Here is a 25,855-nt window from a genome sequence, read left to right on the forward strand (position 1 = left end):
CAGACCGCACCCCCGAGGCCCCCTCAGCCGCAAGGTGCCGCCACCCACCACCGTCGCCGGCCCAAGGTGGCGGCAGACCGCACCCCCGAGGCCCCGTCAGCCGCAAGGTGCCGCCACCCACCACCGGCGGACCGGCGTCAGGACCCCAGAGCGGCGGGCAGCGTCGCCCGCCAGGCCGCCTTGGCCTCGGCGACGGGGAGGTCGAGGACGCCCTCGACCGAGAGGGTGTCGCCGCCGGTGCGCCCGATCGGGGTGAGGGGTACGTCGTGCCGCTCGGCGAGCGCGACGAGCGCGTCGGCCTGCTCGTCGGTCACCGTGACGATCGCGCGGGCGGTCGACTCGGCGAAGAGGGCGAGGAAGGTGTCGCCGCCGGCCACCGAGGCGAGCGAGACGGAGACGCCGACGTCGGCGCGGAAGGTCGACTCGACCAGCGCCTGGGCGAGCCCGCCGTCGGACAGGTCGTGGGCGCTGGTGACGACGCCGTCGCCAGCGGCGTCCTGGAGCAGGGCGGCGAGCGCCTGCTCGGCCGCGAGGTCCAGGCGCGGCGGGAGGCCGCCGACGTGGCCGTGCACGACGTGGGCCCACTCGGAGCCGGACAGCTCCTCGCGGGTCTCGCCGAGCAGGAAGACCCGCTCGCCGGCGGCGCCGAAGCCGGTCGGCGTACGCCGGGTGACGTCGTCGATGACGCCGAGCACGGCGACGACCGGGGTGGGCAGGATCGCGGTCTCGCCGGTCTGGTTGTAGAGGCTGACGTTGCCGCCGGTGACCGGGATGCCGAGCTCGAGGCAGGCGTCCTTGAGGCCGCGGCAGGCCTCGGCGAACTGCCACATCACGGCCGGGTCCTCCGGCGAGCCGAAGTTGAGGCAGTCGGAGACGGCGAGCGGGCGGGCGCCGCCGGTGGCGACGTTGCGGAACGACTCGGCCAGCGCGAGCTGTGCCCCGGTGTAGGGGTCGAGCAGCGCGAAGCGGCCGTTGCAGTCGGTCGAGACCGAGACGCCGAGGTTGGTCTCCGCGTCGACCCGCACCATGCCGGAGTCGGCGGGCTGGGACAGCACGGTGTTTCCCTGGACGTAGCGGTCGTACTGGTCGGTGATCCACGACTTGTCGCACAAGTTGGGGCTGGCGACGAGGCGCAGCAGCGTCTCGCGCAGCTCGGCGCCGCTCGAGGGCCGCGCCAGCGCCTCGGCGCGGTCGGCCTGGAGGGCGTCCTGCCAGTCCGGGCGGGCGTAGGGCCGCTGGTAGGTCGGGCCGTCGTGCGCCACCGACCGGGGAGGTACGTCGACCACGCGCTCGCCGTGCCAGTCGATGTGCAGGCGGCCGGTGTCGGTCACCTCGCCGATGACGACGGCCTCGACGTCCCACTTCTCGCAGATCGTCATGAACGCCTCGACGTCGGCGGGCTCGACGACCGCCATCATCCGCTCCTGCGACTCGCTCATGAGGATCTCCTCCGGCGCGAGCGTGGAGTCGCGCAGCGGGACCCGGTCGAGCTCGACGTGCATCCCGCCGTCACCGGCCGAGGCCAGCTCGGAGGTGGCGCACGACAGGCCCGCGCCGCCGAGGTCCTGGATGCCGGCGATGACGCCCGCGGCGAAGAGCTCCAGCGTGCACTCGATGAGCAGCTTCTCCATGAACGGGTCGCCGACCTGGACGCTCGGCCGCTTGGCCGGGCCGCCCTCGTCGAAGGTCTCCGAGGCCAGGACGGACACGCCACCGATGCCGTCGCCGCCTGTGCGGGCGCCGTAGAGCACGACCTGGTTGCCCACGCCCGACGCCTTGGCGAGGTGGAGGTCCTCGTGGCGCAGGACGCCGACGCAGAGCGCGTTGACGAGGGGGTTGCCGGCGTAGGTCTCGTCGAAGACGGCCTCGCCGCCGATGTTGGGAAGCCCGAGGCAGTTGCCGTAGCCGCCGACGCCGGCCACGATCCCCGGCAGCACGCGCGCGGTGTCCGGGGCGTCGAGCGGGCCGAAGCGCAGCGGGTCCATCACGGCGACCGGGCGGGCACCCATGGCGAGGATGTCGCGGACGATGCCGCCAACGCCGGTGGCGGCGCCCTGGTAGGGCTCGACGAACGACGGGTGGTTGTGGCTCTCGACCTTGAAGGTGACCGCGTAGCCCTGGCCGATGTCGAGGACGCCGGCGTTCTCACCGATGCCGGCGAGCATCTCGCCGACGGGCGTCGTCTGCGGGATCTCGCCGAACTGCTTGAGGTGCACCTTGGTCGACTTGTAGGAGCAGTGCTCGCTCCACATGACCGAGTACATCGCCAGCTCCGAGCTGGTCGGTCGACGGCCGAGGATCTCGCGGATCCGGGCGTACTCGTCGACCTTGAGGCCGAGCTCGGCCCACGGCTGGTCGCGCTCGGCGTCGGTGGAGGCCACGTCGACGGTGTCGAGGGTGCCGGTCGCACCGGACGTCGTCAGGCGGGAGCCCGTGAGGGCAGGGGACTGCGGGGCGGCGCTCGTGTCGGGCACGGCGCCAATCTACCGGCGGCCCTCCGTGTCGGCCGCGTCGGTGTCGGCCGCGAGATCCTCGACCGACACCTCCACCACCCGGAGGTCGGCCGGTCCACCCCCCTCGGCGCTGGCCGGAGCCTGCGCGCCCTCGTCGACCGCGTCGTCCCGCCCGTCCTCGTGCTGGTCCTCGCGCTCGTCCTCGTGCTCGTCGACCGGCTCCTGCTCGCCGTCGCGCCGCTCGCGCTCGGACTCCCGCTCGGCCCGCCGCTCGGCCCGCCGGGCGGCCCGCTCCGCGCGCTTCTCCTCGAGCGCAGCGCGCTTGGCCTCCCGGACGGCCTCCTTCTCGCGGGCGGCGCGCGCGGCGGCGTCCTCGGCCGGCGTGCGCTCCAGCTGGGGCGTCGCGAGCCGGTGCGGACCCGAGCGACCGCTGGCCATCCCGCGCGACATCGTGCCGGCCCGCGCGGCCATCGCTCCCGCGCCCATGGCACCGACGGGTGGCGTGCCGCTCGGCGCGCGGCTCGCCCCGCGCCGCCCCGCGACCGCTCCGGCTGCCGTCGCCGCGACGGTGCCGAGGGCGGCCGCGGAGAGGCCGGTGAGGTCGGGCACGGACACCGAGATGGGAGCGACCGGGGGAAGGCCGGCCACGCCGGCCCCGCCCGCGACGCCACCCTGGGCTGTGCCGACCACCGACGTGGACGGCGGCGCCACCATCCCGACGCCGGACTCCTCCTGGCCGGGGCCCGGCATCCCGGGGAACGCGCTCCCGCCCAGCGTCTCGAGCACGATGCGTACGTCGACGAGCTCGGCACGGGCGGCGCGCAGCCGGGCGCTCTCTTGGTCGAGGGCCAGCGCCATCCGGCCGCGGATCTCCTCGGTCTCCTGCTGGCCCAGGGTGACCGTGCCGCGCTCGTCGTCCGCCGACGGGTGGAAGACGAGGTGCCGGGACTCCCCGACCACCTCGTGCGGCACCATCGCGACCTTCACCCAGGCCTGGTCGAGCTCCTTCTGGAAGGAGGTCAGGATGGTGCTGACCGCCCGGAGGGCACCGGACACCTGGTCGGCCAGCGCGGTGAACCGGTCGAGGTTGGCCAGCACCTGGCGCCGGTGCAGCTCGTAGCTCTCGGCGGCCGAGGCGTCCCACCCCTCGGTGGCGCGACGCGCAGCGTCGACGATCTCGTCGCCGCGCCGGGTCATCAGCGTGCTGAGCTCGTCCCACCGCGTCGCGGCCACCTCGAGCGGGCGGACGTCCGCCCGCAGCTCCCAGGGGTTGGCGGGCATGTCAGCGACCACCCGGCTGGGCCGTCGAACCGGGCTCGATCTCCACCAGGTGAGTGGTCCGGTCGAGCTCGGCGGCCACCGTGTCGTCGGCGCGCACGGCGTCGTGCGCCGCGTCGAGCAGCCCGGCGACGCCCATGCCGAGCGTCTGGGCGAGGGCCTTGACGACCTCGCCGGCATCGGTGAGCGAGTCGGCGTAGGACGACGTGACGTTGAGCGTCCCCTGGGCGTCGCCCAGGGCGGTGCAGGCCGCGGACAGGTCGCCGAGCGCGGCGTTCCAGTCCTCGACCATCGCGGCCAGGGTGCCCTCGGACTCTGCGGCGAGCTCGACCAGCCGGGTCGGCTCGACCTGCAACAGCGATCGCTTCGCGGTTCCGCTCACCTCTGCGGGATACCCGCGGATCGAGGACCCAAACACGGCGTCGCGAAACCTGTGGGCGAGGAAATTCGGGCGCGCGCTGGTTTCGAGTGGCGCCCCGCGGGGAAGTCACCACACCAGCCCGACTCCCCCCGGACGCTCCAGGAGCTGCGATGAACGCCGTGATGACCGTCGACCTCTCCGAGCTCGACGCCTGGTCCGCCCAGGTGCAGCGCGCCAGCGACGACCTCAGCGGCATCGCCCGCAACGGCGGCCACGGCCTCGTCCAGACCGACTTCGGCCCGATCCTCGAGACGATGATGGGCGCCTACCACGCCCTGCTCCCGTCGGTGACCCAATCGCTGGAGGACAACGGCACCGGGATGCGCGACCACGCCGAGGCGCTGAGGGCGACCGCCCGCGACTTCACGCTGACCGAGGACGGAGTCGTGCGGCGCCACAACGCCCAGGGCGTCGACGGCCGCGACGGGTCGAGCAGCTTCTGGGACGTCGCCGACACCACCATCCGCCGCGCCGCCCCCACCGAGTCCAGCCTCCCGCAGATCAGCTTCGGGTTCCCCTACGACACCGTGTGCGACCTCGTCCGCATGCTCACCGGCTTCGACATCCGCGCCGAGCTCGCCGAGAAGATCGGCGGCGACGTCGTGACCGCCTCGACGCAGGGCTCGTGCTTCGGCAGCCTCGGCACGTCGATGAAGGGCGTCGCCGCCAACCTCGAGAGCGGCGGCCGGACGATCTCGCAGACCTGGCAGGGCGGCGCGTCCGACGCCGCCATCAAGCAGATCGGCACGTGGGTGGGCTCCCTCGACACCCAGGCCGGCCAGCTCGTGCAGATGGGGCAGAACGTCGTGCAGATCTGCCGCGACGCGTGGCAGACCGCGCTCGCCGTCGTGCAGTGCGTGAAGGCGGCCGTGCAGACCGTGTCGTCCGCGCTCGCGACGATGAGCATCCCCGGCGTCGGCTGGGCCCGCGTCGTCCAGGCCGTCTACCAGGCCTTCCAGGCCGTGATGAAGGCCTACAAGGCGATCATGAAGCTCATCAGCATCCTCAAGCAGGTCGCGTCCTTCATCGAGACGGTGAAGAACTTCTTCGACGGCGACAAGGCACCGGTGTCCACGCCCACCGCGCCGACCGCGAGCGGCGCACCCCGCAGCGTGACGCGCGACCCGGGCTCGGTGACCACGCCGACCATCGGCCAGCGGCCCGCTCCGGTCGCCCCGGCAGCCCCGGTCGCCCCCGTACGATCCGCCTCATGAACGACCCCCGCAGCCAGGCCGAGATCCTGGCGGCCATCAGCGCGGCCCGCGAGGACCTGACCGCCGGCCTGGCCGACCTCCGGGCCACGGTCGACCAGCTCAACGCCCGGCCGCTGCTCACCGACGAGGAGAAGAAGGCCCTCGAGGAGCAGGCGGAGGCCGGCGACCTCGGCGAGGACATGAAGACCCTCGTCGAGAAGATCCGCGGCGGCGAGGACACCTGGGAGCGGGTCTTCTCCGGCGAGTCCCCGCACGGCGCCCTCCTGCAGGGTCACCTGACCCGGATGTTCGAGGAGCACAAGGAGGACATCGCGCTGGCGTTCGAGGAGCTCATCGAGGAGGAGGAGGCCAAGGGCAACTTCATCTTCGACGAGGTGCCGACCAGCGACGCCTGAGGAGACGCGTCCGAACTACAGCCCAGTAGTTCTGGCGAACCACTGTTACGGGTGTGACTGCTGTGGTTCGCTGGCGTTCGCTCGCCACTTCCCCGCAGCTGGAGTCACCATGCCCCGCCCCGCCCGCAGTCGTCCTCGCGCCCTCCTCGCCGCCCTCGCCCTGCTCCTGGCAGCACCCCTGGTCGGGCCGGCACCGGCGACGGCCGGGGACTCGTCGGCACCGAGCCCGCGGCTCGCCAGCCAGCGGCAGATCGCCCAGGCGACGCCCGGCGACTTCACCGGCCACGGCTTCGACCAGTGCCTGGCCCCGACCCAGTCGGCGATGGACACCTGGTGGCGAAAGTCGCCCTTCTCGGCGGTGGGCATCTACATCTCCGGGGACTCGCGCGCCTGCCGCTCGCAGCCCAACCTCAGCCCGACGTGGGTCGCGACGCAGGTCGCGCGTGGCTGGCGGCTGCTGCCGATCGCCCTCGGTCCCCAGGCCTCCTGCCAGCCGCGGTTCCCGCGCTACTCCGACGACGTCACCATCAGCCCCCGGCCGACCGGCGGCTACTCCGCCGCGGCCGGCCAGGGCGCGGCGGAGGCCGAGAAGAACGCGGCGGACGCGACGGCGTACGGCATCGGTCCGGGCAGCACGATCTGGTACGACCTCGAGGGGTTCGACCTCGGCGACACCCACTGCCGCGAGTCCGCGCTGGTGTTCACCAGCGCCTGGGTCACGCGGATCAAGGAGCTCGGCTACGTCGCCGGCTTCTACTCCAGCGCCAGCTCCGGCATCAAGATGCTCGACGACGCGCGGCGGCTGCGCCCGGGCCAGTTCGCGCTGCCGGACCGCATCTGGATCGCCCGCTGGGACGGCGCCGCCAACACCTCGACGACCTACATCACCGAGGACGGGTGGCGCCCGGGTGGTCGCATGAAGCAGTACCGCGGCGGCCACAACGAGACGTGGGGCGGCGTCACCATCAACATCGACAGCAACTTCATCGACCTCGGCACCGGCTCCGTCGCCGTGCCCGAGGGCCGCTGCCCCGGCACCAGGCTCGGCTACTGGAAGTACCCGTCGCTCTCGCCGGGCTCCGCGAAGCCGACGCGGGTCAAGGTCCTCCAGTGCCTGCTCACCGAGCAGGGCACCTACTCGGGCCCGCTCGACGGGTCGTACGACGCCGCCACCGTCGCCGCTGCTCGCGCCTGGCAGGCGTCGCGCAAGTTCACCGCGACGGACACCTTCGAGAAGCGGCACTGGACCGCCCTGCTCGCCGCCGGAGCGCGTACGACGGTCAAGCGGGGCTCGACGGGCGAGGCGGTCCACCGCCTGCAGCGGGCCCTCAACGCCGCGGGGGCCGGCCGGTTCCGGGCGACGGGCGTCGTCGACGCGAAGACCGAGGCGGCGCTGCGTGCCTACCAGTCGCGTCTGCGGATCCCGGTGTCGGGCGTGGCCACGCCGCAGACGTGGACCAAGCTGCAGCAGGGCAGGTAGATCGGGCGGACGGTCAGGCCGGCGGGCCCACGACCAGCGCGATGCCGGTCAGGCCCGCGACCGCCAGCACGCCGACGAGCGCACCCTGTGCGGGTCGCCGCAGCAGCCACGACGTCAGCCGCTCGACCGCACCGCGGGGTGCCTCGGAGCGCAGCCGCCAAGTGTCACCGAGCAGCCCCGCACGCTCGGCGTACCGCTCGAACGGCACGGTCGCGAAGGGCGGGATCGCCGCAGCCAGGCCGAGCACCAGCCGGCTGAGCGGCCACTTCTGGTCGACCCACAGCAGCACGGTGGTCAGGCAGTAGGCGATGAAGACGACGCCGTGCACCATCCCGAAGACCTGGACGCCGAGCTCGGTGGTCTCGGTGACGTACTTGAGGAACATCCCGGTCAGCAGCAGCGCCCACGTGACCGCCTCGGCGACGGCGACGACCCGGTAGAGGCGTCGCGGGGTGCCCAGCGCGCTCACGCGAAGGCCCGCTCCGCGAGCGAGGTGAAGAAGCCCAGCCCGTCGGTGCCGGGACCGGTGAGGTCCTCGACCGCGTGCTCGGGGTGCGGCATGAGGCCCACGACGTTGCCCTGCTCGTTGGAGATGCCGGCGATGTCGCGCAACGAGCCGTTGGGGTTGCCGCCGAGGTAGCGGGCCACCACGAGGCCCTCCCCCTCGAGCCGGTCGAGGGTCGCCTCGTCGGCGACGAAGCCACCCTCGCCGTTCTTCAGCACGATCGTGACCTCGGCACCCTCGGCGTACGCCGACGTCCAGGGCGTGTCGACACGCTCCATGCGCAGCCGCTGGTCGACGCAGTTGAACTTGCGGTGGTCGTTGCGGATGAGGGCACCCGGCAGGAGGTGCGCCTCGCAGAGGATCTGGAAGCCGTTGCAGATGCCCAGGACGGGCATGCCCCTGCCGGCCGCGTCGACGACCGCGGCCATGACCGGCGAGAAGCTCGAGATCGCGCCCGCGCGGAGGTAGTCGCCGTAGGAGAAGCCGCCCGGCAGCACGACCGCGTCGACGCCGCGCAGGTCCTCGTCGCCGTGCCAGAGCGCAACGGCCTCGTTGCCGCCGATGCGCACCGCGCGGCGCGCGTCGACGTCGTCGAGCGAGCCGGGGAAGGTGACGACGCCGACCTTCATGCGCGTCCCGCCTCGTGGGCGACCTCGGAGACGGAGTGGTCCTCGACGTGGACCTCGTAGTCCTCGATCACCGGGTTGGACAGCAGCGTCTCGGCCACCCGGTCGATGTCGGCGAGCACCTCGGCGGTGATCTCGCCGTCGACCTGGAGCTCGAACCGCTTGCCCTGCCGGACGTCGGTGACGAGGTCGAACCCGAGGCGGGGCAGTGCACCGAGCACCGCCTTGCCCTGCGGGTCGAGGATCTCGGGCTTGGGCATGACGTCGACGACGACTCGGGCCACGGAGTGCTCCTGGGGACGGGCGGAGGTGGGCGGCACCGATTCTAGTGAGCCTGGGCGCCATCTCGGGCATCGGGCATGCCCGCGGACGAGCCGGGTACCCGGTACGGCGAGCAGAGGACGCAGGACGCAGGACGGGCGACGGGAGTCGGCATGGCGCGGGTCGGCATCTCGGGGTGGCGCTACGCCGGCTGGCGCGGCCGCTTCTACCCGCCCGGGCTGCCGCAGCGCGCCGAGCTCTCCTACGTCGGCCAGCGCATGTCCACCGTCGAGGTGAACGGGTCGTTCTACTCCCTGCAGCGACCGTCGAGCTGGGCCTCCTGGGCCGAGCAGGTGCCCGACTACTTCGTGCTGTCCGTGAAGGGCCCCCGCTTCATCACGCACATGAAGAAGCTGGTCGACGTCGAGGCGCCGCTGGGGACGTTCCTCGCCTCCGGCGTCCTCTCCCTCGGACAGCGCCTCGGTCCGATGCTGTGGCAGCTGCCGCCCAACCTCGGCTTCCACCCGGACCGGCTCGCGGGCTTCTTCGACCTCCTCCCCCGCACCACCGGCGAGGCCGCCGCGTACGCCGCCGCGCACCACGACGCCACCAAGCTCAAGGAGCCGGCCGCCACGACCACCCCGGTCGACCGGCCGCTCCGGCACGTCCTCGAGGTGCGGCACCGGTCGTTCCGCACGCCGGAGTTCTGCGAGCTGCTGCGCGCCCACGACATCGGCATGGTGGTCGCCGACTCCGCGGGCACGTGGCCGATGTTCGACGAGGTCACCAGCACGGTGGCGTACGTCCGGCTGCACGGCGACACCGAGCTCTACGCCAGCGGCTACTCGGAGGCCGCGCTCGACCAGTGGGCCGCCAAGGTCCGGGCGTGGGAGGCCGACGGGCTCGACGTCTACGTCTACTTCGACAACGACGCCAAGGTCCATGCGCCCTTCGACGCCATCGCGCTGCAGGAGCGGCTGGGGATCACCCCGTCCGGCTGAGCCTCACCCGCGGCGACGCGCCGCGACGATGACCAGGCCGACACCGAGCCCGGCCAGCAGCGGGCCGAGGACCGCCCAGATGCTCTGGTCGGTCATCGGGCTGCCCTCGAGGTAGCCGAGGCCCTGGAACGTCCAGACGGCACCGACCAGCACCATCGCGACGCCGAGCGCGACGAGCAGCGCGCGCATCAGCTCAGCTCGCGCTTGAGGATCTTGCCGGTCGCGGTCATCGGGAGGGCGTCGACGAACTGGACGACGCGGGGGTACTTGTAGCCCGCCATCTGCTCCTTGCCCCACTCCACCAGCTCGTCCTCGGTCACCGTGGCGCCGTCGTTGCGGATGACGACGGCCTTGATCTCCTCGCCGTGGCTCTCGTGGGGCACGCCGATGACGGCCGCGAGCGAGACGTCCGGGTGGGTCAGCAGGACCTCCTCGATCTCGCGCGGGTAGACGTTGTAGCCGCCGCGGATGATCATGTCCTTGGACCGGTCGACGATGTAGTACCAGCCGTCGGCGTCCTTGCGGGCGAGGTCGCCCGAGCGGAACCAGCCGTCGACGATCGCCTCGGCGGTGGCGTCGGGGCGGCCGTGGTAGCCCTTCATGATGTTGGGGCCCTTGATCGCGATCTCGCCGACGACCTTCTCGGGGTCCTCGCCGTCCTCCGCGTCCCGCAGGTCCTCGCGCACCCCGGGCTCGGGACTGATCAGCTTCATCTCCACGCCCGGGATCGGCTTGCCGATCGAGCCGACGCGCGCGGGCTCGCCCCAGACCGAGAAGCTCGAGACGGGCGAGGTCTCGGACAGGCCGTAGCCCTCGAGGATGGTCACGCCGAAGCGGCGCTCGAACTCCTTGTGCACCTCCACGGGCAGCGCGGAGCCGCCGGCCGCCGCGACCCGCAGCGTGTCGGCGAGCTTCTTCACGTCGACGCCGGAGTCGTCGAGGGCGCCCAGCAGGCCCCAGTACATCGTCGGCACCCCCGCGAAGAAGGTGACGTCCTCCTTGTCCATGAGCGCCAGCGCCGGACCCGCTTCGAACCGCGGCAGCAGCACGACCGTGCCGCCGAACGCGAAGCCGGCGTTCATGATCACGGTCTGGCCGAAGGAGTGGAACAGCGGCAGCACGCAGAGCAGCGTGTCGGGGTCGTCCGCGTCGGCGCCGAACAGCGCGTCGCTGACGAGGGCGTTGGAGATCATGTTGCGGTGCATGAGCTCGGCGCCCTTGGGCTGGCCGGTGGTGCCGGACGTGTAGAGGATGACGGCCGTGTCGTCGGCGCCGACCTCGCGCGTCTCGAAGACCGGCGACTGGCCCTTCAGGGCCTGGCCCAGCGTCTGCGCCCCCTCGATGGGCGACTCGGCGGCCGGGTCGGCGGTGATCACGAAGAAGTGCTCGCACCCGTCGGTCTGCTCGAAGCCGGCGTGACCCTCGGCCCCGATGGGGAGCTCGGGGGTGCCCTGGAAGCAGAAGTAGGCCTTCGCGTCGGAGTCGTCGAGGTGGTAGGCCACCTCGCGGCCCTTGAGCAGGACGTTGAGCGGCACGACGGTCGCCCCGGCCTTGAGGATGCCGTAGTAGACGATCGGGAAGTAGGGCAGGTTCGGGCAGCTCAGCGCCACCTTGTCGCCCGCCTCGATGCCGCGCGAGACCAGCAGGTTGGCCACCTGGTTGGCTGCGGCGTCCACCTGCGCGTAGGTGAGCCGGGTGTCGCCCAGCACCACCGCCGTACGGTCGGGGTGCGCCTGCGCGGAGCCTTCGAGGAGCGAGGAGAGGTTGGCCATGGCGCCAACCTACTCAGGCCGCGTGACGCCCGTCACGCACCGCCGCGCGCCTCGAGGATCCGCCCCGCCTTGCGGAGGTCGGCGGCGATCGCGGCCGAGGCCATCAGTCCCGCCGCGCCGGCCGGCAGCGACCACAGGCCGCGGCCGGCGACCTCGCCGGTGGCGCGCACCCGGCAGCCGCCGGGCCGCTCGGTGAAGTGCAGCTCGAGGGTCGCGCTGACCCCGCGCCAGTGGCCGCGCTCGGCCCACACCCGGAAGGGCGTCAGCACGGTCGTCTCCATGTGGGGTCGTACGCCGACGGCCGTGCGCTCGCGCCACGTTTGGCCGAGGTGCGGCTCCTCGTCGGCCGGCACCTCGACGGACAGCAGGGAGGACTGCCACTCCGGGCGGTTGCGCGGGTCGCAGAGGTAGCGGAACGCCTCCGCGGCGGGGACCGACATCTCGACCGTGGCCGAGATCGTGCGTGCGCTCACCAGGTCTCCCCGGTCAGCAGCTCGTAGGCCTCGACGTAGCGCGAGCGCGTGCGCTCGACGACGGCGTCGGGGAGCGGCGGCGGCGCCTCGCCGGAGGACCGGTCCCACCCGGACTCGCCGGTCAGCCAGTCGCGCACCACCTGCTTGTCGTACGACGCCTGGGCGCGGCCCGGCTGCCACGCGTCCGCCGGCCAGAAGCGGCTCGAGTCGGGCGTGAGCACCTCGTCGGCGAGGATCGTCGTGCCGTCGGCCCGCCTGCCGAACTCCAGCTTGGTGTCGGCGAGGAGGATCCCGCGGTCCCTCGCGATGTCGTGGGCCCGGTCGTAGACCTCCATGGTCAGCATCCGCAGCTCGGCTGCGGCGTCGTCGCCGACCGCCTCCACGACGGCCTCGTAGTCGACGTTCTCGTCGTGGTCGCCGAGGTCGGCCTTCGTGGCGGGGGTGAAGATCGGCTCGGGCAGGCGGCTGCCGTCCTGGAGGCCGGCCGGCAGCGGGATGCCGCACACCTCGCCGGATCGCTGGTAGTCGAGCAGCCCCGACCCGGTCAGGTAGCCGCGCGCCACGCACTCGACCGGGAACATCTCCAGCCGCTCGCAGACCACGGCCCGTCCGGCCACGGCGGCGGGCACGTCGGTCGAGACGACGTGGTTGCCGACCAGCCCGTCGAGCTGCGCGAACCACCACAGCGACATGCGGGTGAGGATCTCGCCCTTGTCGGGGATCGTCGTGTCGAGGACGAAGTCGTAGGCCGAGATCCGGTCGCTCGCGACCATGAGCAGGCGACCCTCGTGCTCGCCTGCGTCGATGCGGTAGAGGTCGCGCACCTTGCCCGAGTGGACGTGGGTGGCGCCCTCGATCACCGAGGCGGCGGGGATGTTGAGGTCGGCCACGCGAGGAGCCTAGCCCTCACGCGCGGTGCAGCCACCAGCTCATCCGGCGCGTCATCCACGGGAGGAAGACGTACGTCATGAGCGGGGTCATCACCGAGGTCACCAGCACCACGCGCGGCACGAGCGGCCAGCCCGAGATGGTGCGCGAGGCGACGAAGTTGGCGAGCAGGCTCAGCGGCAGGAAGACCATGGAGATGACGACCATCTGCTTCCAGCGGGGCGGCGGCACGGGGGCGGCGCTGAGCGACTCGACCGACGCCGGCTCGTCGAACCAGCCCTCGATGCCCGTCCGCCGCTCGCGGCGCCTCTCCTCCACGCTCCCCTGCGCGGCCTCGAGCCACCACGCCCGCTGCGGGGAGGCCTCCCACGCGGCGAGCGAGTCGGTGTCGGCGAAGCGGTAGAGCATGTGCCAGTCGGCCGAGTCCTCGCTCGGCCGCACCCACCCCGAGCCGAGGAAGCCGTCGAACCGCTCCGCCAGCGACGTCCCGGCCTGCACCCACGCCAGCATCTCGCTGGAGCGCGACGGGTCGACGTGGCGGGTCACGGACACGGTGACGGGGGCGGTCATGCGCCCAGTGTCGGGCGATCGACGGCGCGCGGCGAAGCCGACGACGACGAGATCCCGGCCACGTGGCCCGTGGCGCACGATTGTGCAGTGACCTAGTCTACAAACACACCCTTGCCACCCCCGGAGCCACCATGACCCGAGCCCCGCGTCCCGACTTCCTCGTCATCGGCGCCCCCAAGGCCGGCACCACCGCGCTGCACGCGGCGCTCGCCCAGCACCCGGACGTCTTCGTCACCGACCCCAAGGAGCCGAAGTACTGGCTCTGCGACGGCGCACCTCCGCCGGCGTGGTGCGGGCCCGGCGACAAGCACTCGCAGCAGGAGTGGATCTGGCGCGCCGATCGCTACTTCCGGCTGTTCGAGCCCGCTGCCGACCACCAGGTGCGCGGCGAGAGCACGCCCTTCTACCTCTGGAGCCGCGGAGCCCACCGGCGCATCGCCGAGGACCTCCCCGAGGTGAGGCTCGTCGCCGTGGTCCGCGATCCCATCGACCGCGCCTACAGCAACTGGATGCACCTCTGGTCCGACGGCCTCGAGCCCGTCTCGGACTTCGCCACCGCGCTCGAGCGCGAGGACGAGCGGGTCCGCGCGGGCTGGGCGCCGTTCTGGCGCTACCGCGAGCTCGGCCGCTATGGCGAGCAGCTCCAGCACCTCCACCGCTACGTCGACCCGCAGCGGATCCTGGTGGTCCGCTACCGCGACCTCGTCGACGAGCCGCGAGCGACGGTCGACCGGGTGAGCCGGTTCCTCGGCATCCGCGAGGGGCTCGTGGAGTCGATCCCGCGCGACAACTCGCGCGGGTTCGTCCCGCCGGGGTGGCGCCCCAAGGTCTTCGGGCCGGTCGTGCGGAGCGGCGCGCGCCTCGGCCAGTTCGCGCCGCCCCAGGTGTGGCGACGCCTCCACCCGCTGTCGATCGGCCTGCTGAGCGACCACGCCGAGGCCGCCCGGCCGAGGCTCGACGCCGTGCACCGCCAGCGGCTGGTGGACACGTACGCCGACGACATCGGCCTGCTGAGCGAGCTCACCGGTCAGGACTTCGAGGACTGGCTCTCACCCGAGAGCCGCGGCTCCTACGCGGAGCGGGCCGGCAGCGCGACGGTGACGTCGATCAGCGCACGCAGGTGACGAGGTCGTGCGCGCCGTCGTCGCGCGCGGCCTCGACGTAGTAGCGGACCCGACCGTCCGGCAGCGGCACGGCGGTGGCGTAGCGGAAGGCCCCGTCGGAGTGCGGCGAGGCGATCGGCGGGTGGTCGAGGCGGGTCACGGTGGTCCCGTCCCAGGTCGCCACCCCGGTGGTCTCGAACCAGTTGGACTCCGCGTCCGGGCGACCGTCGTAGAGCACCGTCCCGTCGGGCAGGACCGCGCTGACCCGTGCCCCGCGCGCGTCCCACTCACCGTCGCGGCCGGCCAGCACCTCGCCGTGGTCCTCCCACGCGAGACCGTCGGGGCTGGTGAGCCGCCGGGTCGTCATGCGGTCCTCGTGGCCGGGCTCGTCGAGCGGGTGGCAGCACAGCCACATCTCGTAGCCGTCGTCGCCCACGGTGATGACCGGGTCCTTCACGCCGGTGTGCGCGTCACCCTCGTGCACCCGTCGGCGTACGCCGTCGGCGAGCGCCTCCACGGTGTCGGCCGTGAGGCTGTCGACCCACCAGTGCTTGGAGCCCGGCGTCGCGCACGAGAGGTAGAGCCTCCACCCGCCCTCGCGGAGCGGCACGAGCACGGGGCGCTCGAACGACTCGGCACCGAACGCCTCCCGCGCCACCTCGGCGACGGGCTCGAAGGCGACGCCGTCGGTCGAGCGGGCCACCACGACGGCGACGCCGCGGCCGTCGGTGAGCGGACGTCGCACGCGCCAGGTGAGCCAGAAGACTCCGTCGACCAGGACGGCGCTCGCCGCGCCAGCCCAGTTGCCGGCGCCGGGGCCCGGCGCGGGCACCACGACCTCGACGTCGTCGTAGGAGGGCAGGGTCGCGGTGGCCGTGGTCATGTGGCCACGATAGTCGACAAACCCAGTCGAGTTTGGCGACCCGCGAGGAGATCAACCGGTGACGTCGAACGAGGCAGCACCGGTGGGGGTGGCCGGGCGCACGGCGACGTCTGCGACCCGGGCGGTCGAGGGGCCCGTCGCGCACCAGGCCGCCAGCGCGTCCACGGCGTCGTCCTCGCCCTCCGCGTGCAGGAGCACCGAGCCGTCGGGCTCGTTGCGCACCCATCCGGTGACGCCGAGCGAGCGGGCCCGCTCCTGCGTGTACCACCGGAACGAGACGCCCTGGACCCGTCCGGTCACCCGCGCCTGTATCGCCTTCATGCCCCCATCATGCGACCTTCGACGAACGTTTCCCGGACCAAAGTCCGAGCGCCGTGGGGCCCGGTGGCAGGCTGGCGACGATGACCCAGCGCGAGCAGGCGGACGGCGCCGCCACCGACGAGCCGGCGTACGAGCCGGACCCACGCCGCTGGCGGGTGCTCGCGGTGTCCCTCGTGGTGGGCTTCATGTCGCTGCTCGACGTCACCATCGTCAACGTCGCGGTCCCCTCCATCCGCGCGAGCCTCGAGACGTCCGCGGCCACCATCCAGTGGGTCGTCTCCGGCTACGCCCTGGCGTTCGGCATGACCCTCGTCGCGGGCGGGCGGCTCGGTGACGCGCACGGGCGACGCCGGATGATGACGATCGGCCTGGTCGGCTTCATCGTCTCGAGCGCCGCCGTCGGGCTCGCGCCCAACGCGGCGGCCATCGTCGTGGCCCGGCTGGCGCAGGGCGCCAGCGCCGGCCTCCTGACGCCGCAGAACTCGGGCCTCATCCAGCAGCTGTTCCGCGGCGAGGAGCGCGGCCGCGCCTTCGGCATGTTCGGCTTCACCGTGGCGGTCGCCTCGGCGACGGGTCCGTTGATCGGCGGGGCGCTGATCGGCCTGCTCGGCGAGGAGAACGGCTGGCGGTCGCTCTTCCTCATCAACGTCCCGATCGGTCTGGTGGCGCTGGTGCTGATCCGGCGGCTCGTGCCGGACAACGACGCCGGGACCGCGGGCGCCGACGCGACCGAGCGCGACACCCGTGTCGACCTTCCGGGCGCCCTGCTGCTCGGCCTCACCGTCCTGTCGGTGCTCTACCCGCTGATCAGCCTGGAGGCCGGGGCCGGCCTGCCGCTGCTGCTCTTGCTCGCCTTCCCGCCCCTGGCCTGGGCCTTCGTGCGCTGGGAGGTGCGCACCGTGCGCCTCGAACGGCCGCCGCTGCTCGACGTGTCGCTGCTGCGCGGCCTGCCCGGCTACGCCAACGGCCTGCTCGTCGGGACGCTCTACTTCACCGGGTTCACCGGCATCTTCCTCGTGCTCTCGGTGCACCTCCAGGACGGCGAGGGCTTCTCGCCGCTGCAGGCCGCGCTGCTGATGACGCCGTTCGCGGTCGGCGCGGCGACCACCTCGCCGCTCGCGGGCCGGCTCGTCGGGCGCATCGGGCGCCGGATCACGCTGCTGGCGCTGTCGGTGATGATGACCGGCACGGCCCTCGCGGCCTGGCTGGTCACGTCACCGTCCGACTCGCTGTGGTGGACCCTCGCCCCCGCGATGTTCCTCGCCGGCGTGGGCGGTGGCGGGGTGATCTCGCCCAACTTCACGCTCACCCTCGCCGAGGTGCCGCCCCGGATGGGCGGCGCCGCGGGCGGGGCGCTGCAGACCGGCCAGCGCATCGGGTCCGCGCTGGGGGCGGCCCTGCTGATGACCGTCTACCAGGCCGTCAGCTCGGTCGCGTCGGCGCCGGTCGCCGCGCGCTCGGCCCTGCTCGCCGCGCTCGCCGTGCTCGCGGTCGCCCTCGCTGCCGCCGTACGGTCCTGGCGGCTCGGGGACTGACCGCAGCCGGGCCGGAGAGCCTGGGTCAGAGGATCGCGCCCGGGACGTACGCCGCCGCGTCGGGGTGGCGGGCCGCGAGCGCCTCGACCCGGGCGACGACCGCACGGGTCTGGGCCACCGCGGCGCCGGTGAACTCGATCGGGTCGGCGACGAGCGCCTCGATCTGGTCGCGGGTCAGGCCCAGCCGCTCGTCGGCGGCGAGCTTGGCGAAGACGTCGTTGTCGGCCTGGCCGCCGCGCATCGCGAGTGCGGTGCCGACGGCCGCCTCCTTGATCGCCTCGTGGGCGGCCTCGCGGCCGACCCCGTTGCGGACCGCGGCCATCAGCACCTTGGTGGTGGTGAGGAAGGGCAGGTAGCGGTCGAGCTCGCGCTGGATGACGGCCGGGAAGGCGCCGAACTCGTCGAGCACGGTGAGGAAGGTCTGGAAGAGCCCATCGGTGGCGAAGAACGCGTCGGGCAGGGCGACCCGGCGCACGACGGAGTCGGAGACGTCGCCCTCGTTCCACTGGTCGCCGGCGAGCTCGCTGACCATGGAGAGGTGGCCGCGCAGGACGACCGCGAGGCCGTTGACCCGCTCGCACGAGCGGCTGTTCATCTTGTGCGGCATCGCCGAGGAGCCGACCTGGCCCTCCTTGAACCCCTCCGTCACCAGCTCGTTGCCGGCCATCAGCCGGACGGTGGTGGCGAGGTTGGAGGGGGCGCTGACCAGCTGGACCAGCGCGGACACGACGTCGAGGTCGAGGGAGCGGGGGTAGACCTGGCCGACGCTGGTGAGGACCTCGTCGAAGCCGAGGTGGGCGGCCACGCGCTGCTCGAGGTCGTCGAGCTTGTCGGCGTCGCCATCGAGCAGGTCGAGCATGTCCTGCGCGGTGCCCATCGGCCCCTTGATCCCGCGCAGCGGGTAGCGGGCGAGCAGCTCCTCGACCCGCTGCACCGCGATGAGCATCTCGTCGGCGACCGTGGCGAAGCGCTTGCCGAGGGTGGTCGCCTGGGCGGCGACGTTGTGCGAGCGACCGGCCATCACGGTGGTCTCGTGCTCGGCGGCGAGCCGGCCGAGGCGGACCAGCGCGGCGACCGCGCGGTCGCGGACCACCTCGAGCGAGCGGCGTACCTGCAGCTGCTCGACGTTCTCGGTGAGGTCGCGCGAGGTCATGCCCTTGTGGACGTGCTCGTGGCCGGCGAGCGCGGAGAACTCCTCGATCCGTGCCTTCACGTCGTGGCGGGTGACCCGCTCGCGCGCGGCGATGGAGTCGAGGTCGACCTGCTCGAGGACCGCCTCGTAGGCCTCGACGACCCCGTCGGGCACGTCGATGCCGAGGTCGCGCTGCGCCTTGAGCACCGCGACCCAGAGCTGCCGCTCGAGGACGATCTTGTGCTCGGGCGACCAGATCCGGGCGAGGTCGGCGCCGGCGTAGCGGGTGGCCAGCACGTTGGGGACGGTGGGGACGCTCACGGCGCGATCCTCCCATCCGCGGGGGACCAGTCGTCCCACGGCGCCCACCACCGGTCGTCGCGGTCGAGCAGGTCGGCGACCTCGGCCGCCGCGGTGAGCACCGCGAGCAGCTCGTCGTGGGTGATCCGGCCGTTGGCGAGCGTGGGCGCGAGGTCCTGCACGTCCTTCCACCGCCACGCGCCCTCGCGCGGGACGACGATGTCGAGCTGGAGGTCGTTGACGTCGATCCCGTCGGCGCCCCGGACGTAGGGCGTCTCGAAGTTGACGTAGGCCGACCGGAAGCCGGTGTCGTCGAAGAACCGCCACACGGAGTACCAGTCACCGGCGCGGCGCAGCTTGAGCACCGTGGTGCCCTCCCAGGCGTCGAGGTGGCCCCACGGGTGCGGGAACGGGTGCTCGGGGAACGTCAGGGCCGTGCCGTCGCGCTGCAGGGTGGCCAGCACCCCGCCCTCGGCCGGGTCGTCGGAGACGGCCGTCTCGGACCACGACGCCCACTCCGCGCCGTGCAGCACCTCGCGCACGCGCACGTCGGCGCCCGGGTCGAACCGTGGCTGCTCAGCCACGGGACAGGGCGCCCTCGACGACGCCGAGCGGCTCGGCGGCGATGTCGCGCCGCCACTGGGCGCCGGGGAAGCTGATGGTCCTGATGCCCTCGTACGCCTTCGCGCGGGCGTCGGCGACGTCCGCCCCGGTCGCGCGGACGGCCAGCACCCGGCCGCCCGCGGTCACCAGCCCGGCGTCGGTGCGCGCGGTGCCGGCGTGGATCACGTCGACGTCGGTCTCGACCGTGAGGGTCTCGGTGCCGACGACGACGTCGCCGGTGCTGGTGCCCTCGGGATAGCCGGCGCTGGCCATCACCACGGAGACGGCGGCACCGGCCGCGAAGGTCGGCTGGGGGGCGGTCGACAGGTCTCCGTCGGCGGCCGCCCTGAGCAGCGCGCCGAGCGGCGAGGTGAGCAGCGCCAGGACCGGCTGCACGTCGGGGTCGCCGAAGCGGCAGTTGAACTCGATGACCTGGGGGCCGCTCGAGGTCAGCGCTAGCCCGACGTAGAGGCAGCCCACGAAGGGCGAGCCGAGGCGGCGCATCTCGGCGAGGGTCGGCGCGACCACGTCGGCCATGACCGTCTCGACGGTGCCCGCGGGGAGCCACGGGAGCGGCGAGTAGGAGCCCATCCCGCCCGTGTTGGGGCCCCGGCCACCGTCGAAGACGCGCTTGAAGTCCTGGGCCGGGAGCAGCGGGCGCCCCTGCGTGCCGTCGCAGACCACGAACAGCGAGAACTCGGGCCCGTCGAGGAACTCCTCGACGACGACCCGCGCGCAGCCCGCGGCGTGGGCCAGCGCCTCGTCGCGGTCGCTCGTCACGACCACGCCCTTGCCGGCCGCGAGGGCGTCGTCCTTGACGACGTACGGCGCGCCGAAGGCGTCGAGCGCCGCGGCCACCTCCTCCGGCGACGTGCAGGTGCGTGAGCCGGCCGTGGGCACGCCCGCGGCGGCCATCACCCGCTTGGAGAAGTCCTTCGAGCCCTCGAGGCGGGCGGCGTCGCCCGACGGGCCGAAGACCGCGATCCCGGCGGCGCGTACGGCGTCCGCGACGCCGGCGACGAGCGGAGCCTCGGGCCCGACGACCACGAGGTCCGCGCCGATCGAGGTGGCCAGCGCCGCGACGGCCGGCCCGTCCATCGGGTCCACCGCGTGGAGGGTGGCGACCTCACTGATCCCCGGGTTGCCGGGGGCGGCGTGCACCTCGGTCACCGCCGGGTCGCGCGACAACGCGAGGGCGAGGGCGTGCTCGCGTCCGCCGGTGCCGACGACGAGCGTCCTCACCCGCGCACCACCACGGTCTGCTCGCGTCCGGGGCCGACGCCGACGCCCCAGATCGGGGCACCCGACATCTCCTCGAGCGCCTGGACGTAGGCCTGGGCGTTCTTGGGCAGCTCGTCGAACGAGCGGCACCCGGAGATGTCGCTCTGCCAGCCCTCGAAGTACTCGTAGACGGGGGTGGCGTGGTGGAACTCGGTCTGCGTCATCGGCATCTCCTCGACGCGCTGGCCGTCGATCTCGTAGGCCACGCAGACCGGGATCTGCTCCCACGCGCCGAGGATGTCGAGCTTGGTGAGGAACAGCTCGGTGAGGCCGTTGACCCGGCTGGCGTAGCGCGCCACGACGGCGTCGTACCAGCCGCAGCGGCGGGTGCGGCCGGTGGAGACGCCGATCTCGCCGCCGAGCTGCTGGAGCTGGACGCCGTCGTCGTCGAAGAGCTCGGTCGGGAACGGTCCCGACCCGACGCGGGTGGTGTAGGCCTTGATGACGCCGACGACCCGGTCGATGCGGGTCGGGCCGATGCCGGCGCCCACGCACACGCCGCCGGCGACCGGGTTGGAGGACGTGACGAACGGATAGGTGCCGTGGTCGACGTCGAGCATCGTCGCCTGGGCGCCCTCGAAGAGGACGGTCTGGTCGGCGTCGAGGGCCTTGTTGAGCAGCAGCGAGGTGTCGCACACCATCGGGCGCAGCCGGTCGGCGTAGGACAGCAGCTCCTCGACCACCGCGTCGACCTCGATGGCGCGACGGTTGTAGACCTTGGTCAGCAGGTGGTTGCGGACGTCGAGCGCCGCCTCGACCTTCTGGGTCAGGATCTTCTCGTCGAAGAGGTCGGCGATGCGTACGCCGACGCGGTTGATCTTGTCGGCGTAGGCCGGGCCGATGCCGCGGCCCGTGGTGCCGATCTGGTTCTTGCCGAGGAAGCGCTCGGTGACCTTGTCGATCGTGGCGTGGTAGCTCGCGATCACGTGCGCGTTGGCGCTGACCTTGAGGTCGGCCACCTCGACGCCGCGGGCGATGAGCCCGTCGAGCTCGCGGAAGAGCGCCTCCGGCGAGACCACCACGCCACCGGCGATGACCGAGGTGGCTCCCGGCGTCAGGATGCCGCTGGGCAGCAGGTGGGTGGCGTACTTCTCGCCGTTGACGACGATGGTGTGGCCGGCGTTGTGGCCGCCGCTGGTGCGGACCACGTAGTCGATCGGGTCCGTGGTGGCCAGCAGGTCGGTGGCCTTCCCCTTGCCCTCGTCGCCCCACTGGGCGCCGAGCACGACGATCGCGGGCATCTCAGCCCTCCTCAAGTCACGTCAGCAGTTTGGTGAGCAGTCGGTCAGCATGGTGCGGGTGTGAAATGGCAAGTGCCCCGGGCACAAGGCGCCGGGGCTCTTGCGACGCCACGCTACCGCACCTCGGGGACCGCGCCGTGCGGGTGGACTGCGGCCCGCCGACGGTGGGCTAGTGTCCGGCCGTGCGTTCGCTTCTCGTGATCACCAATGCCGAGGCCGGTACCTCCGACGAGGAGCGCCTGGCCTCGGCCCTCGACGTGCTCCGCGAGAAGGCGTCGGTGGAGGTCGCGAGGACGACCAACCCGGGTGAGCTCGACGGCGTGCTGCACCGGGCCGGCGGACGTACGGTCGTGGTGGCGGGCGGCGACGGCAGCATGCACGCCGTCGTGACCGCCCTGCACCGGCGCCACGAGCTCGCCGAGGCGACGCTCGCGCTGCTGCCGATGGGCACCGGCAACGACTTCGCCCGCGGCAACGACATCCCGCTCGACATCGAGGAGGCCGCCCGGCTGGTGCTGTCCGGTCGCCCGCGACCGGTCGACCTCATCATCGACGAGACCGGCAGCGTGGTGGTCAACAACGTCCACGTGGGCGTCGGGGCGCAGGCCAGCCGCAAGGGCGCCAAGTGGAAGGGCCGGCTCGGCGCGGTCGGCGTCGGCAAGGTCAACCTCGGCAAGCTCGGCTACCCCATCGGCACGCTCCTGTCGGCCTTCCACCCGCCGAGCTGGCGGCTGCGCGTCGAGCTCGACGGCACGGTCGTCAACGACGTCGACCGCCCGGTGCTGATGGTCGCGATCGGCAACGGGAGCAACGTCGGCGGCGGCACGGAGCTCAACCCGGACGCCGACACCGAGGACGGCCTGCTCGACGTGATGATCAGCCGCTCCGTCGAGCCGCTCGCCAAGCTCGGCTACGTCGCCCGGCTGCGCAAGGGCGAGCACGACGAGCGCGACGACGTCGTCACGCTGCGCGGGAGGTCGGTCAAGGTCAGCGGCGACGAGTTCTGGCTGTCCGCGGACGGCGAGATCTCCGGACCGGAGCGCAGCCGGAGCTGGCGCCTGGAGTCGGCGGCGTACTCCATGATCCTGCCCTGACGCGCTCCGCGAGCCGTCAGAGCCAGCCGCGGCGCACGGCCTCCACACCGGCCTGGAAGCGGGTCTCGACGCCGAGCTCGGTCATCAGCCCGGCGACCCGGCGACGGACCGTGCGCAGTCCGATGCCGAGCTTGCGCGCGATGACCTCGTCGGTGGCACCGGCCATGAGCTGCTCGAGGAGGAACTGCCGCTCGTCGGGACGGCCCCGGCCCGCCTCGAGCTCCGGCACGGGGGCGGCTCGCGACCAGAGCAGCTCGAACCACAGGGTGAGCGCGGCGACGATCGAGCGCTGCCGCACGTGCACGCGCGGCTCGTCGGAGAAGCCCAGCGGCTCGGGCAGCACCGCGTGGGCGTCGCCGAAGATGAACATGCGCGTCGAGACCTCCGACATCACCCGCACCTGCTCGCCGAGGCGAGCGCGCGTGCGCAGCGCCTCGGGCGCCTCGTCGAGGGCGCGGACGGGGTAGATCGCCCGGGACCGCCGCCCGGTCGCCATCGCCTCGGCCAGCACCTCGCTGACCCGCGACTCCCGCGGCATGGCCCACGCGTCGGGGCGCAGCCACAGCATGTCGCCGCGGCTCGTCCGGATCATCAGCTGCAGCAGCTCGAGCGGGTTGCCGCCCGAGCTGAGCTCGCCGTCGAGCGGGTGCACGTCGGTGAGGTCGCCCTCGTCGGGGCGGGTGGCCGCCGCGACCAGGTGCGGCATCGCCGCAGCGAGCTCGCCGAGACGGGCGGCCGACAGCGCGGCCTGCCGCGACTCCTGCTGCACCAGCGCGGAGAGGGCCTCGGCGAGGGGCGGCACCACGATGCGGTCGCCGGTGAAGGTGACCAGCCCGAGCTGCTGCAGCGGTGCCAGGGCGCGCAGCAGCTGGGCGGGCGGCTGCTGCACCAGGCGGGCGGCGCCGGCGACGGTGTGGCCCGACACGGGGACCAGGCGGAAGTAGAGCTGCTCGGCCCGCCGGTCGAGGCCGAGGGCCGCCAGCACCGAGGACGGGTCGCGAGCCATGCTGGCAGTTTAGTGCCGTCGGCACTCGCGACCTAGGTGGCAGGGACCGGCCACTCCATACTGGGGCCGCCGAGTCGCGTACGGGGGTGTGCGGCAAGGCCTGCTCCGACGGAGCACAGCGTCGGAGTCGCCACGGGGGACGACTCCGGCGCTCCCCTGTCGGCGTCCCACCGATAGCCTTGCGGCCATGGCGCGAGGCAGGCAGCAGGGCGATCCGGTCGACTGGGTGACGCGGGCGGCGGACGACGCCGTACGCCACGCCGGCGAGGGCAAGCCCGTGACCGTCTCGTCCGGCGCCTCGCCGTCCGGACCGGTGCACCTGGGCAACCTGCGCGAGTTCCTCACCACCCACTTCGTCGCCGACGAGCTGCGCCGCAGGGGCATCGAGGTGCGCCACCTCCACGTGTGGGACGACTACGACCGGTTCCGCAAGGTGCCCGCCGGCGTGCCGGCCGAGTGGTCCGAGCACATTGGACGACCGCTGACCGCCGTGCCGGACCCGTGGGACTGCCACGACTCGTGGGCCACCCACTTCAAGGCACCGCTGCAGCAGGCGCTGTCCGACCTCGGGGTGGAGATGGAGGAGATCTCCCAGACCGAGCTCTACGGCACCGGCACCTACCGCGACGACGTCCTCCGCGCCGTGCGCGCACGCCACGAGATCGACGCCGTGCTCGCCCGCTACCGCACCAAGAAGCCCGCCGCGGCCACCGACGCCGAGCCGGGCAGCGAGCTGGAGTCGCAGGAGGCCGCGGCCCTGGCGGACTCGGTGGCCGCCGACGAGGAGACTGGCACGACCGAGCTGGCCCGCTTCCCCTTCAAGCCCTACTGCCGCGACTGCGGCCGCGACACCGTCACCATCACCTCCTACGACGACGAGACGGCCGACCTCGCCTACACGTGCGAGTGCGGCGGCTCCTTCGTCACCAACCTCGCGACGCAGGACGAGGGCAAGCTCGTGTGGAAGGTCGACTGGCCGATGCGCTGGGCGCACTACCACGTCGACTTCGAGGCCGCCGGCGCCGACCACGCGACCCCCGGCTCCTCGTTCACGGTCGGGCACGAGCTCGTCGAGCGCTTCTTCGACATGCCGCGGCCCGCGTGGTTCGGCTACGGCTTCGTCGGCTTCGCCGGCGTGCAGAAGATGTCGTCGTCGGCGGGCGGTGTCCCGACCGCGATCGACGCGCTGGAGGTGCTGGAGGCGCCGATCCTGCGCTGGCTCTACGTCCGGCGCGCGCCCAAGCAGACCTTCACCGTCGACTTCGGTCCCGAGGTGGTCCGGCTCTACGACGAGTGGGACGCACTGGCCCGCAAGGCCGCCGACCCGGCGAAGCGCGACGGCGCCGTGCTCGCCCGGGAGCGGGCCGCGCGCGTGGCGTCAGGACCGCTGCCGACCTCGAAGGTCGCCGTGCCGTTCCGCACGCTGTCGTCGGTCGCCGACGTGACCGCCGGCTCGAGCGAGCTGATCAGCCGGGTCATCGACGACCTCGGGTTCGAGCACGACAGCGTCGAGGACCTCCAGCCGCGCCTGGGGCGTGCGATGTCGTGGACCGCGTCGCTGCCGGAGGACCAGCGCACCACGGTCCGCGAGAGCCCGGACACGGAGCGCCTCGCCTCGCTCGGCGAGGACGAGGAGCTGTGGCTGCGGATCTTCCTCGACCGCCTGCCGGAGGAGGCCGACCTCGACGCGGTCACGAGCGTCGTCTACGGCGTGCCCAAGGTCGCCCGCGGCCTCGGCTTCGAGGACGCCCCCACCGACCAGGTGAAGGCCGACCAGAAGGACTTCTTCCGGCTGCTCTACAACCTGCTCGTCTCCGCCGACCGCGGCCCGCGGCTGCCCACGCTGATCGTGGCGCTCGGGCCGGCGAAGGTGCGAAGGCTGCTCGGCGCCTGACGGCCCGGCCCGCACGGCCCTGCGCGTCAGCGCGGTCAGCGCGGTCAGCGCGGTCAGCGCGGTCAGCGCGGTCAGCGCGGTCAGCGCGGTCAGCGCGGTCAGCGCGGTCAGCGCGGTCAGCGCGG

Annotated in this window: 26 protein-coding genes; 8 read left to right on the plus strand and 18 right to left on the minus strand. The window is 73.0% G+C overall.

Annotated features, from left to right (window positions below; all coding sequences use genetic code 11):
• Positions 1–137: 137 nt before the first annotated feature.
• Genes purL through HN031_RS04910 form a run of 3 tightly spaced genes read right to left on the minus strand, consistent with a single transcriptional unit; the run spans position 138 to position 4,113 of the window.
• A complete protein-coding gene (purL, locus tag HN031_RS04900) occupies positions 138–2,423 on the minus strand; it encodes a phosphoribosylformylglycinamidine synthase subunit PurL (protein WP_172271265.1) in 2,286 nt (761 codons plus the stop codon).
• A 60-nt stretch (positions 2,424–2,483) separates the two neighbouring features.
• Positions 2,484–3,734 (minus strand): hypothetical protein, encoded by a 1,251-nt coding sequence (locus HN031_RS04905; protein ID WP_172267121.1) that lies wholly within the window; start codon positions 3,732–3,734, stop codon positions 2,484–2,486.
• Position 3,735: 1 nt separating this feature from the next.
• Positions 3,736–4,113, minus strand: coding sequence for a hypothetical protein (locus HN031_RS04910; RefSeq protein ID WP_172267122.1), 378 nt, complete (start codon positions 4,111–4,113; stop codon positions 3,736–3,738).
• Positions 4,114–4,262: 149 nt separating this feature from the next.
• Between HN031_RS04910 and HN031_RS04915 the strand changes: the two genes are divergently transcribed.
• The 3 genes from HN031_RS04915 (at position 4,263) to HN031_RS04925 (ending at position 7,241) form a co-directional block, all read left to right on the plus strand.
• Positions 4,263–5,366 carry a hypothetical protein gene (locus HN031_RS04915; RefSeq protein WP_172267123.1) on the plus strand — a complete coding sequence of 368 codons (1,104 nt, stop codon included), beginning with the start codon at positions 4,263–4,265 and terminating at the stop codon, positions 5,364–5,366.
• The gene (locus HN031_RS04920; RefSeq protein ID WP_172267124.1) at positions 5,363–5,761 is read left to right on the plus strand and encodes a hypothetical protein; all 399 of its coding nucleotides are present in this window, start codon (positions 5,363–5,365) and stop codon (positions 5,759–5,761) included. Before HN031_RS04915 ends, HN031_RS04920 begins: the two co-directional genes overlap by 4 nt.
• A 109-nt stretch (positions 5,762–5,870) precedes the next feature.
• Positions 5,871–7,241 (plus strand): glycoside hydrolase domain-containing protein, encoded by a 1,371-nt coding sequence (locus HN031_RS04925; protein ID WP_172267125.1) that lies wholly within the window; start codon positions 5,871–5,873, stop codon positions 7,239–7,241.
• A gap of 13 nt (positions 7,242–7,254) precedes the next feature.
• Here the strand turns inward: HN031_RS04925 and HN031_RS04930 are convergent, their stop codons facing one another.
• From HN031_RS04930 to purS, 3 genes are read right to left on the minus strand one after another with little or no spacing between them, the layout of a single operon-like run.
• Positions 7,255–7,710 (minus strand): DUF3817 domain-containing protein, encoded by a 456-nt coding sequence (locus HN031_RS04930; protein WP_172267126.1) that lies wholly within the window; start codon positions 7,708–7,710, stop codon positions 7,255–7,257.
• A complete protein-coding gene (purQ, locus tag HN031_RS04935; protein ID WP_172267127.1) occupies positions 7,707–8,375 on the minus strand; it encodes a phosphoribosylformylglycinamidine synthase subunit PurQ in 669 nt (222 codons plus the stop codon). Before purQ ends, HN031_RS04930 begins: the two co-directional genes overlap by 4 nt.
• A complete protein-coding gene (gene purS / locus HN031_RS04940) occupies positions 8,372–8,656 on the minus strand; it encodes a phosphoribosylformylglycinamidine synthase subunit PurS (protein ID WP_172267128.1) in 285 nt (94 codons plus the stop codon). Before purS ends, purQ begins: the two co-directional genes overlap by 4 nt.
• 150 nt (positions 8,657–8,806) lie before the next feature.
• Here purS and HN031_RS04945 point away from each other — a divergent pair, with 150 nt between their 5' ends.
• Positions 8,807–9,634: a DUF72 domain-containing protein gene (locus HN031_RS04945; protein WP_172267129.1), complete on the plus strand. Its 828-nt coding sequence runs from the start codon at positions 8,807–8,809 to the stop codon at positions 9,632–9,634.
• 3 nt (positions 9,635–9,637) lie between these two features.
• Here the strand turns inward: HN031_RS04945 and HN031_RS04950 are convergent, their stop codons facing one another.
• The 5 genes from HN031_RS04950 to HN031_RS04970 are packed head-to-tail and all read right to left on the minus strand — an operon-like array spanning position 9,638 to position 13,337.
• Entirely contained in the window at positions 9,638–9,823 is a 186-nt protein-coding gene (locus HN031_RS04950; protein ID WP_172267131.1) for a hypothetical protein, read from the minus strand.
• Complete coding sequence (locus HN031_RS04955) at positions 9,823–11,406, minus strand: long-chain fatty acid--CoA ligase (RefSeq protein WP_172267133.1); 1,584 nt, start codon at positions 11,404–11,406, stop codon at positions 9,823–9,825. The genes HN031_RS04950 and HN031_RS04955 overlap by 1 nt, the downstream gene beginning before the upstream one ends.
• A gap of 32 nt (positions 11,407–11,438) precedes the next feature.
• Positions 11,439–11,879: an SRPBCC family protein gene (locus HN031_RS04960; protein ID WP_172267135.1), complete on the minus strand. Its 441-nt coding sequence runs from the start codon at positions 11,877–11,879 to the stop codon at positions 11,439–11,441.
• A complete protein-coding gene (locus HN031_RS04965; RefSeq protein WP_172267137.1) occupies positions 11,876–12,769 on the minus strand; it encodes a phosphoribosylaminoimidazolesuccinocarboxamide synthase in 894 nt (297 codons plus the stop codon). Before HN031_RS04965 ends, HN031_RS04960 begins: the two co-directional genes overlap by 4 nt.
• A 16-nt stretch (positions 12,770–12,785) precedes the next feature.
• The gene (locus HN031_RS04970; protein WP_172267139.1) at positions 12,786–13,337 is read right to left on the minus strand and encodes an antibiotic biosynthesis monooxygenase; all 552 of its coding nucleotides are present in this window, start codon (positions 13,335–13,337) and stop codon (positions 12,786–12,788) included.
• Between the two features lie 131 nt (positions 13,338–13,468).
• On the opposite strand from HN031_RS04970, the gene HN031_RS04975 reads away from it, so the two are divergent.
• Entirely contained in the window at positions 13,469–14,461 is a 993-nt protein-coding gene (locus tag HN031_RS04975; RefSeq protein WP_172267141.1) for a sulfotransferase, read from the plus strand.
• Here HN031_RS04975 and HN031_RS04980 read toward each other — a convergent pair.
• Together HN031_RS04980 and HN031_RS04985 are read right to left on the minus strand one after the other, a co-directional pair.
• The gene (locus tag HN031_RS04980; protein WP_172267143.1) at positions 14,445–15,323 is read right to left on the minus strand and encodes a hypothetical protein; all 879 of its coding nucleotides are present in this window, start codon (positions 15,321–15,323) and stop codon (positions 14,445–14,447) included. The genes HN031_RS04975 and HN031_RS04980 overlap by 17 nt on opposite strands.
• 51 nt (positions 15,324–15,374) lie before the next feature.
• Positions 15,375–15,644, minus strand: a complete 270-nt coding sequence (locus HN031_RS04985) for an acylphosphatase (RefSeq protein ID WP_172267145.1) — start codon at positions 15,642–15,644, stop codon at positions 15,375–15,377.
• Positions 15,645–15,724: 80 nt separating this feature from the next.
• Here HN031_RS04985 and HN031_RS04990 point away from each other — a divergent pair, with 80 nt between their 5' ends.
• Positions 15,725–17,179: an MFS transporter gene (locus HN031_RS04990; RefSeq protein ID WP_172267147.1), complete on the plus strand. Its 1,455-nt coding sequence runs from the start codon at positions 15,725–15,727 to the stop codon at positions 17,177–17,179.
• 25 nt (positions 17,180–17,204) lie between these two features.
• Here the strand turns inward: HN031_RS04990 and purB are convergent, their stop codons facing one another.
• The 4 genes from purB to HN031_RS05010 are packed head-to-tail and all read right to left on the minus strand — an operon-like array spanning position 17,205 to position 21,736.
• On the minus strand, positions 17,205–18,632 hold the full coding sequence (purB, locus tag HN031_RS04995) for an adenylosuccinate lyase (protein ID WP_172267149.1): 1,428 nt from the start codon (positions 18,630–18,632) through the stop codon (positions 17,205–17,207).
• Positions 18,629–19,195, minus strand: a complete 567-nt coding sequence (locus tag HN031_RS22195; protein ID WP_172267151.1) for a DUF402 domain-containing protein — start codon at positions 19,193–19,195, stop codon at positions 18,629–18,631. Before HN031_RS22195 ends, purB begins: the two co-directional genes overlap by 4 nt.
• Entirely contained in the window at positions 19,188–20,456 is a 1,269-nt protein-coding gene (gene purD / locus HN031_RS05005; RefSeq protein WP_172267154.1) for a phosphoribosylamine--glycine ligase, read from the minus strand. Before purD ends, HN031_RS22195 begins: the two co-directional genes overlap by 8 nt.
• Positions 20,453–21,736: an adenylosuccinate synthase gene (locus tag HN031_RS05010; protein ID WP_172267157.1), complete on the minus strand. Its 1,284-nt coding sequence runs from the start codon at positions 21,734–21,736 to the stop codon at positions 20,453–20,455. Before HN031_RS05010 ends, purD begins: the two co-directional genes overlap by 4 nt.
• 182 nt (positions 21,737–21,918) lie before the next feature.
• Between HN031_RS05010 and HN031_RS05015 the strand changes: the two genes are divergently transcribed.
• Positions 21,919–22,830: a diacylglycerol kinase family protein gene (locus HN031_RS05015; RefSeq protein WP_367650649.1), complete on the plus strand. Its 912-nt coding sequence runs from the start codon at positions 21,919–21,921 to the stop codon at positions 22,828–22,830.
• A gap of 16 nt (positions 22,831–22,846) precedes the next feature.
• Here the strand turns inward: HN031_RS05015 and HN031_RS05020 are convergent, their stop codons facing one another.
• Complete coding sequence (locus tag HN031_RS05020; protein ID WP_172267160.1) at positions 22,847–23,836, minus strand: DNA-binding response regulator; 990 nt, start codon at positions 23,834–23,836, stop codon at positions 22,847–22,849.
• Positions 23,837–24,023: 187 nt separating this feature from the next.
• Here HN031_RS05020 and lysS point away from each other — a divergent pair, with 187 nt between their 5' ends.
• Positions 24,024–25,730: a lysine--tRNA ligase gene (gene lysS / locus HN031_RS05025; protein WP_172267163.1), complete on the plus strand. Its 1,707-nt coding sequence runs from the start codon at positions 24,024–24,026 to the stop codon at positions 25,728–25,730.
• The last annotated feature ends 125 nt before the right edge of the window (positions 25,731–25,855 follow it).

The organism is Nocardioides sp. zg-1308 (assembly GCF_013155375.1).
Classification (GTDB): domain Bacteria; phylum Actinomycetota; class Actinomycetes; order Propionibacteriales; family Nocardioidaceae; genus Nocardioides; species Nocardioides renjunii.

Excerpts from the sequence above, each read along its gene's own strand:
- HN031_RS04950 (WP_172267131.1), bottom strand. The coding sequence starts at position 9,823 with ATGCGCGCGCTGCTCGTCGCGCTCGGCGTCGCGATGGTGCTGGTCGGT.
- HN031_RS04955 (WP_172267133.1), bottom strand. The coding sequence starts at position 11,406 with ATGGCCAACCTCTCCTCGCTCCTCGAAGGCTCCGCGCAGGCGCACCCC.
- HN031_RS04905 (WP_172267121.1), bottom strand. The coding sequence starts at position 3,734 with ATGCCCGCCAACCCCTGGGAGCTGCGGGCGGACGTCCGCCCGCTCGAG.
- HN031_RS04945 (WP_172267129.1), top strand. The coding sequence starts at position 8,807 with ATGGCGCGGGTCGGCATCTCGGGGTGGCGCTACGCCGGCTGGCGCGGC.
- HN031_RS05020 (WP_172267160.1), bottom strand. The coding sequence starts at position 23,836 with ATGGCTCGCGACCCGTCCTCGGTGCTGGCGGCCCTCGGCCTCGACCGG.
- lysS (WP_172267163.1), top strand. The coding sequence starts at position 24,024 with ATGGCGCGAGGCAGGCAGCAGGGCGATCCGGTCGACTGGGTGACGCGG.
- HN031_RS04915 (WP_172267123.1), top strand. The coding sequence starts at position 4,263 with ATGAACGCCGTGATGACCGTCGACCTCTCCGAGCTCGACGCCTGGTCC.
- HN031_RS04990 (WP_172267147.1), top strand. The coding sequence starts at position 15,725 with ATGACCCAGCGCGAGCAGGCGGACGGCGCCGCCACCGACGAGCCGGCG.
- purQ (WP_172267127.1), bottom strand. The coding sequence starts at position 8,375 with ATGAAGGTCGGCGTCGTCACCTTCCCCGGCTCGCTCGACGACGTCGAC.
- HN031_RS04925 (WP_172267125.1), top strand. The coding sequence starts at position 5,871 with ATGCCCCGCCCCGCCCGCAGTCGTCCTCGCGCCCTCCTCGCCGCCCTC.
- HN031_RS04980 (WP_172267143.1), bottom strand. The coding sequence starts at position 15,323 with ATGACCACGGCCACCGCGACCCTGCCCTCCTACGACGACGTCGAGGTC.
- HN031_RS04970 (WP_172267139.1), bottom strand. The coding sequence starts at position 13,337 with ATGACCGCCCCCGTCACCGTGTCCGTGACCCGCCACGTCGACCCGTCG.
- HN031_RS04975 (WP_172267141.1), top strand. The coding sequence starts at position 13,469 with ATGACCCGAGCCCCGCGTCCCGACTTCCTCGTCATCGGCGCCCCCAAG.
- HN031_RS04985 (WP_172267145.1), bottom strand. The coding sequence starts at position 15,644 with ATGAAGGCGATACAGGCGCGGGTGACCGGACGGGTCCAGGGCGTCTCG.
- HN031_RS05010 (WP_172267157.1), bottom strand. The coding sequence starts at position 21,736 with ATGCCCGCGATCGTCGTGCTCGGCGCCCAGTGGGGCGACGAGGGCAAG.
- HN031_RS04920 (WP_172267124.1), top strand. The coding sequence starts at position 5,363 with ATGAACGACCCCCGCAGCCAGGCCGAGATCCTGGCGGCCATCAGCGCG.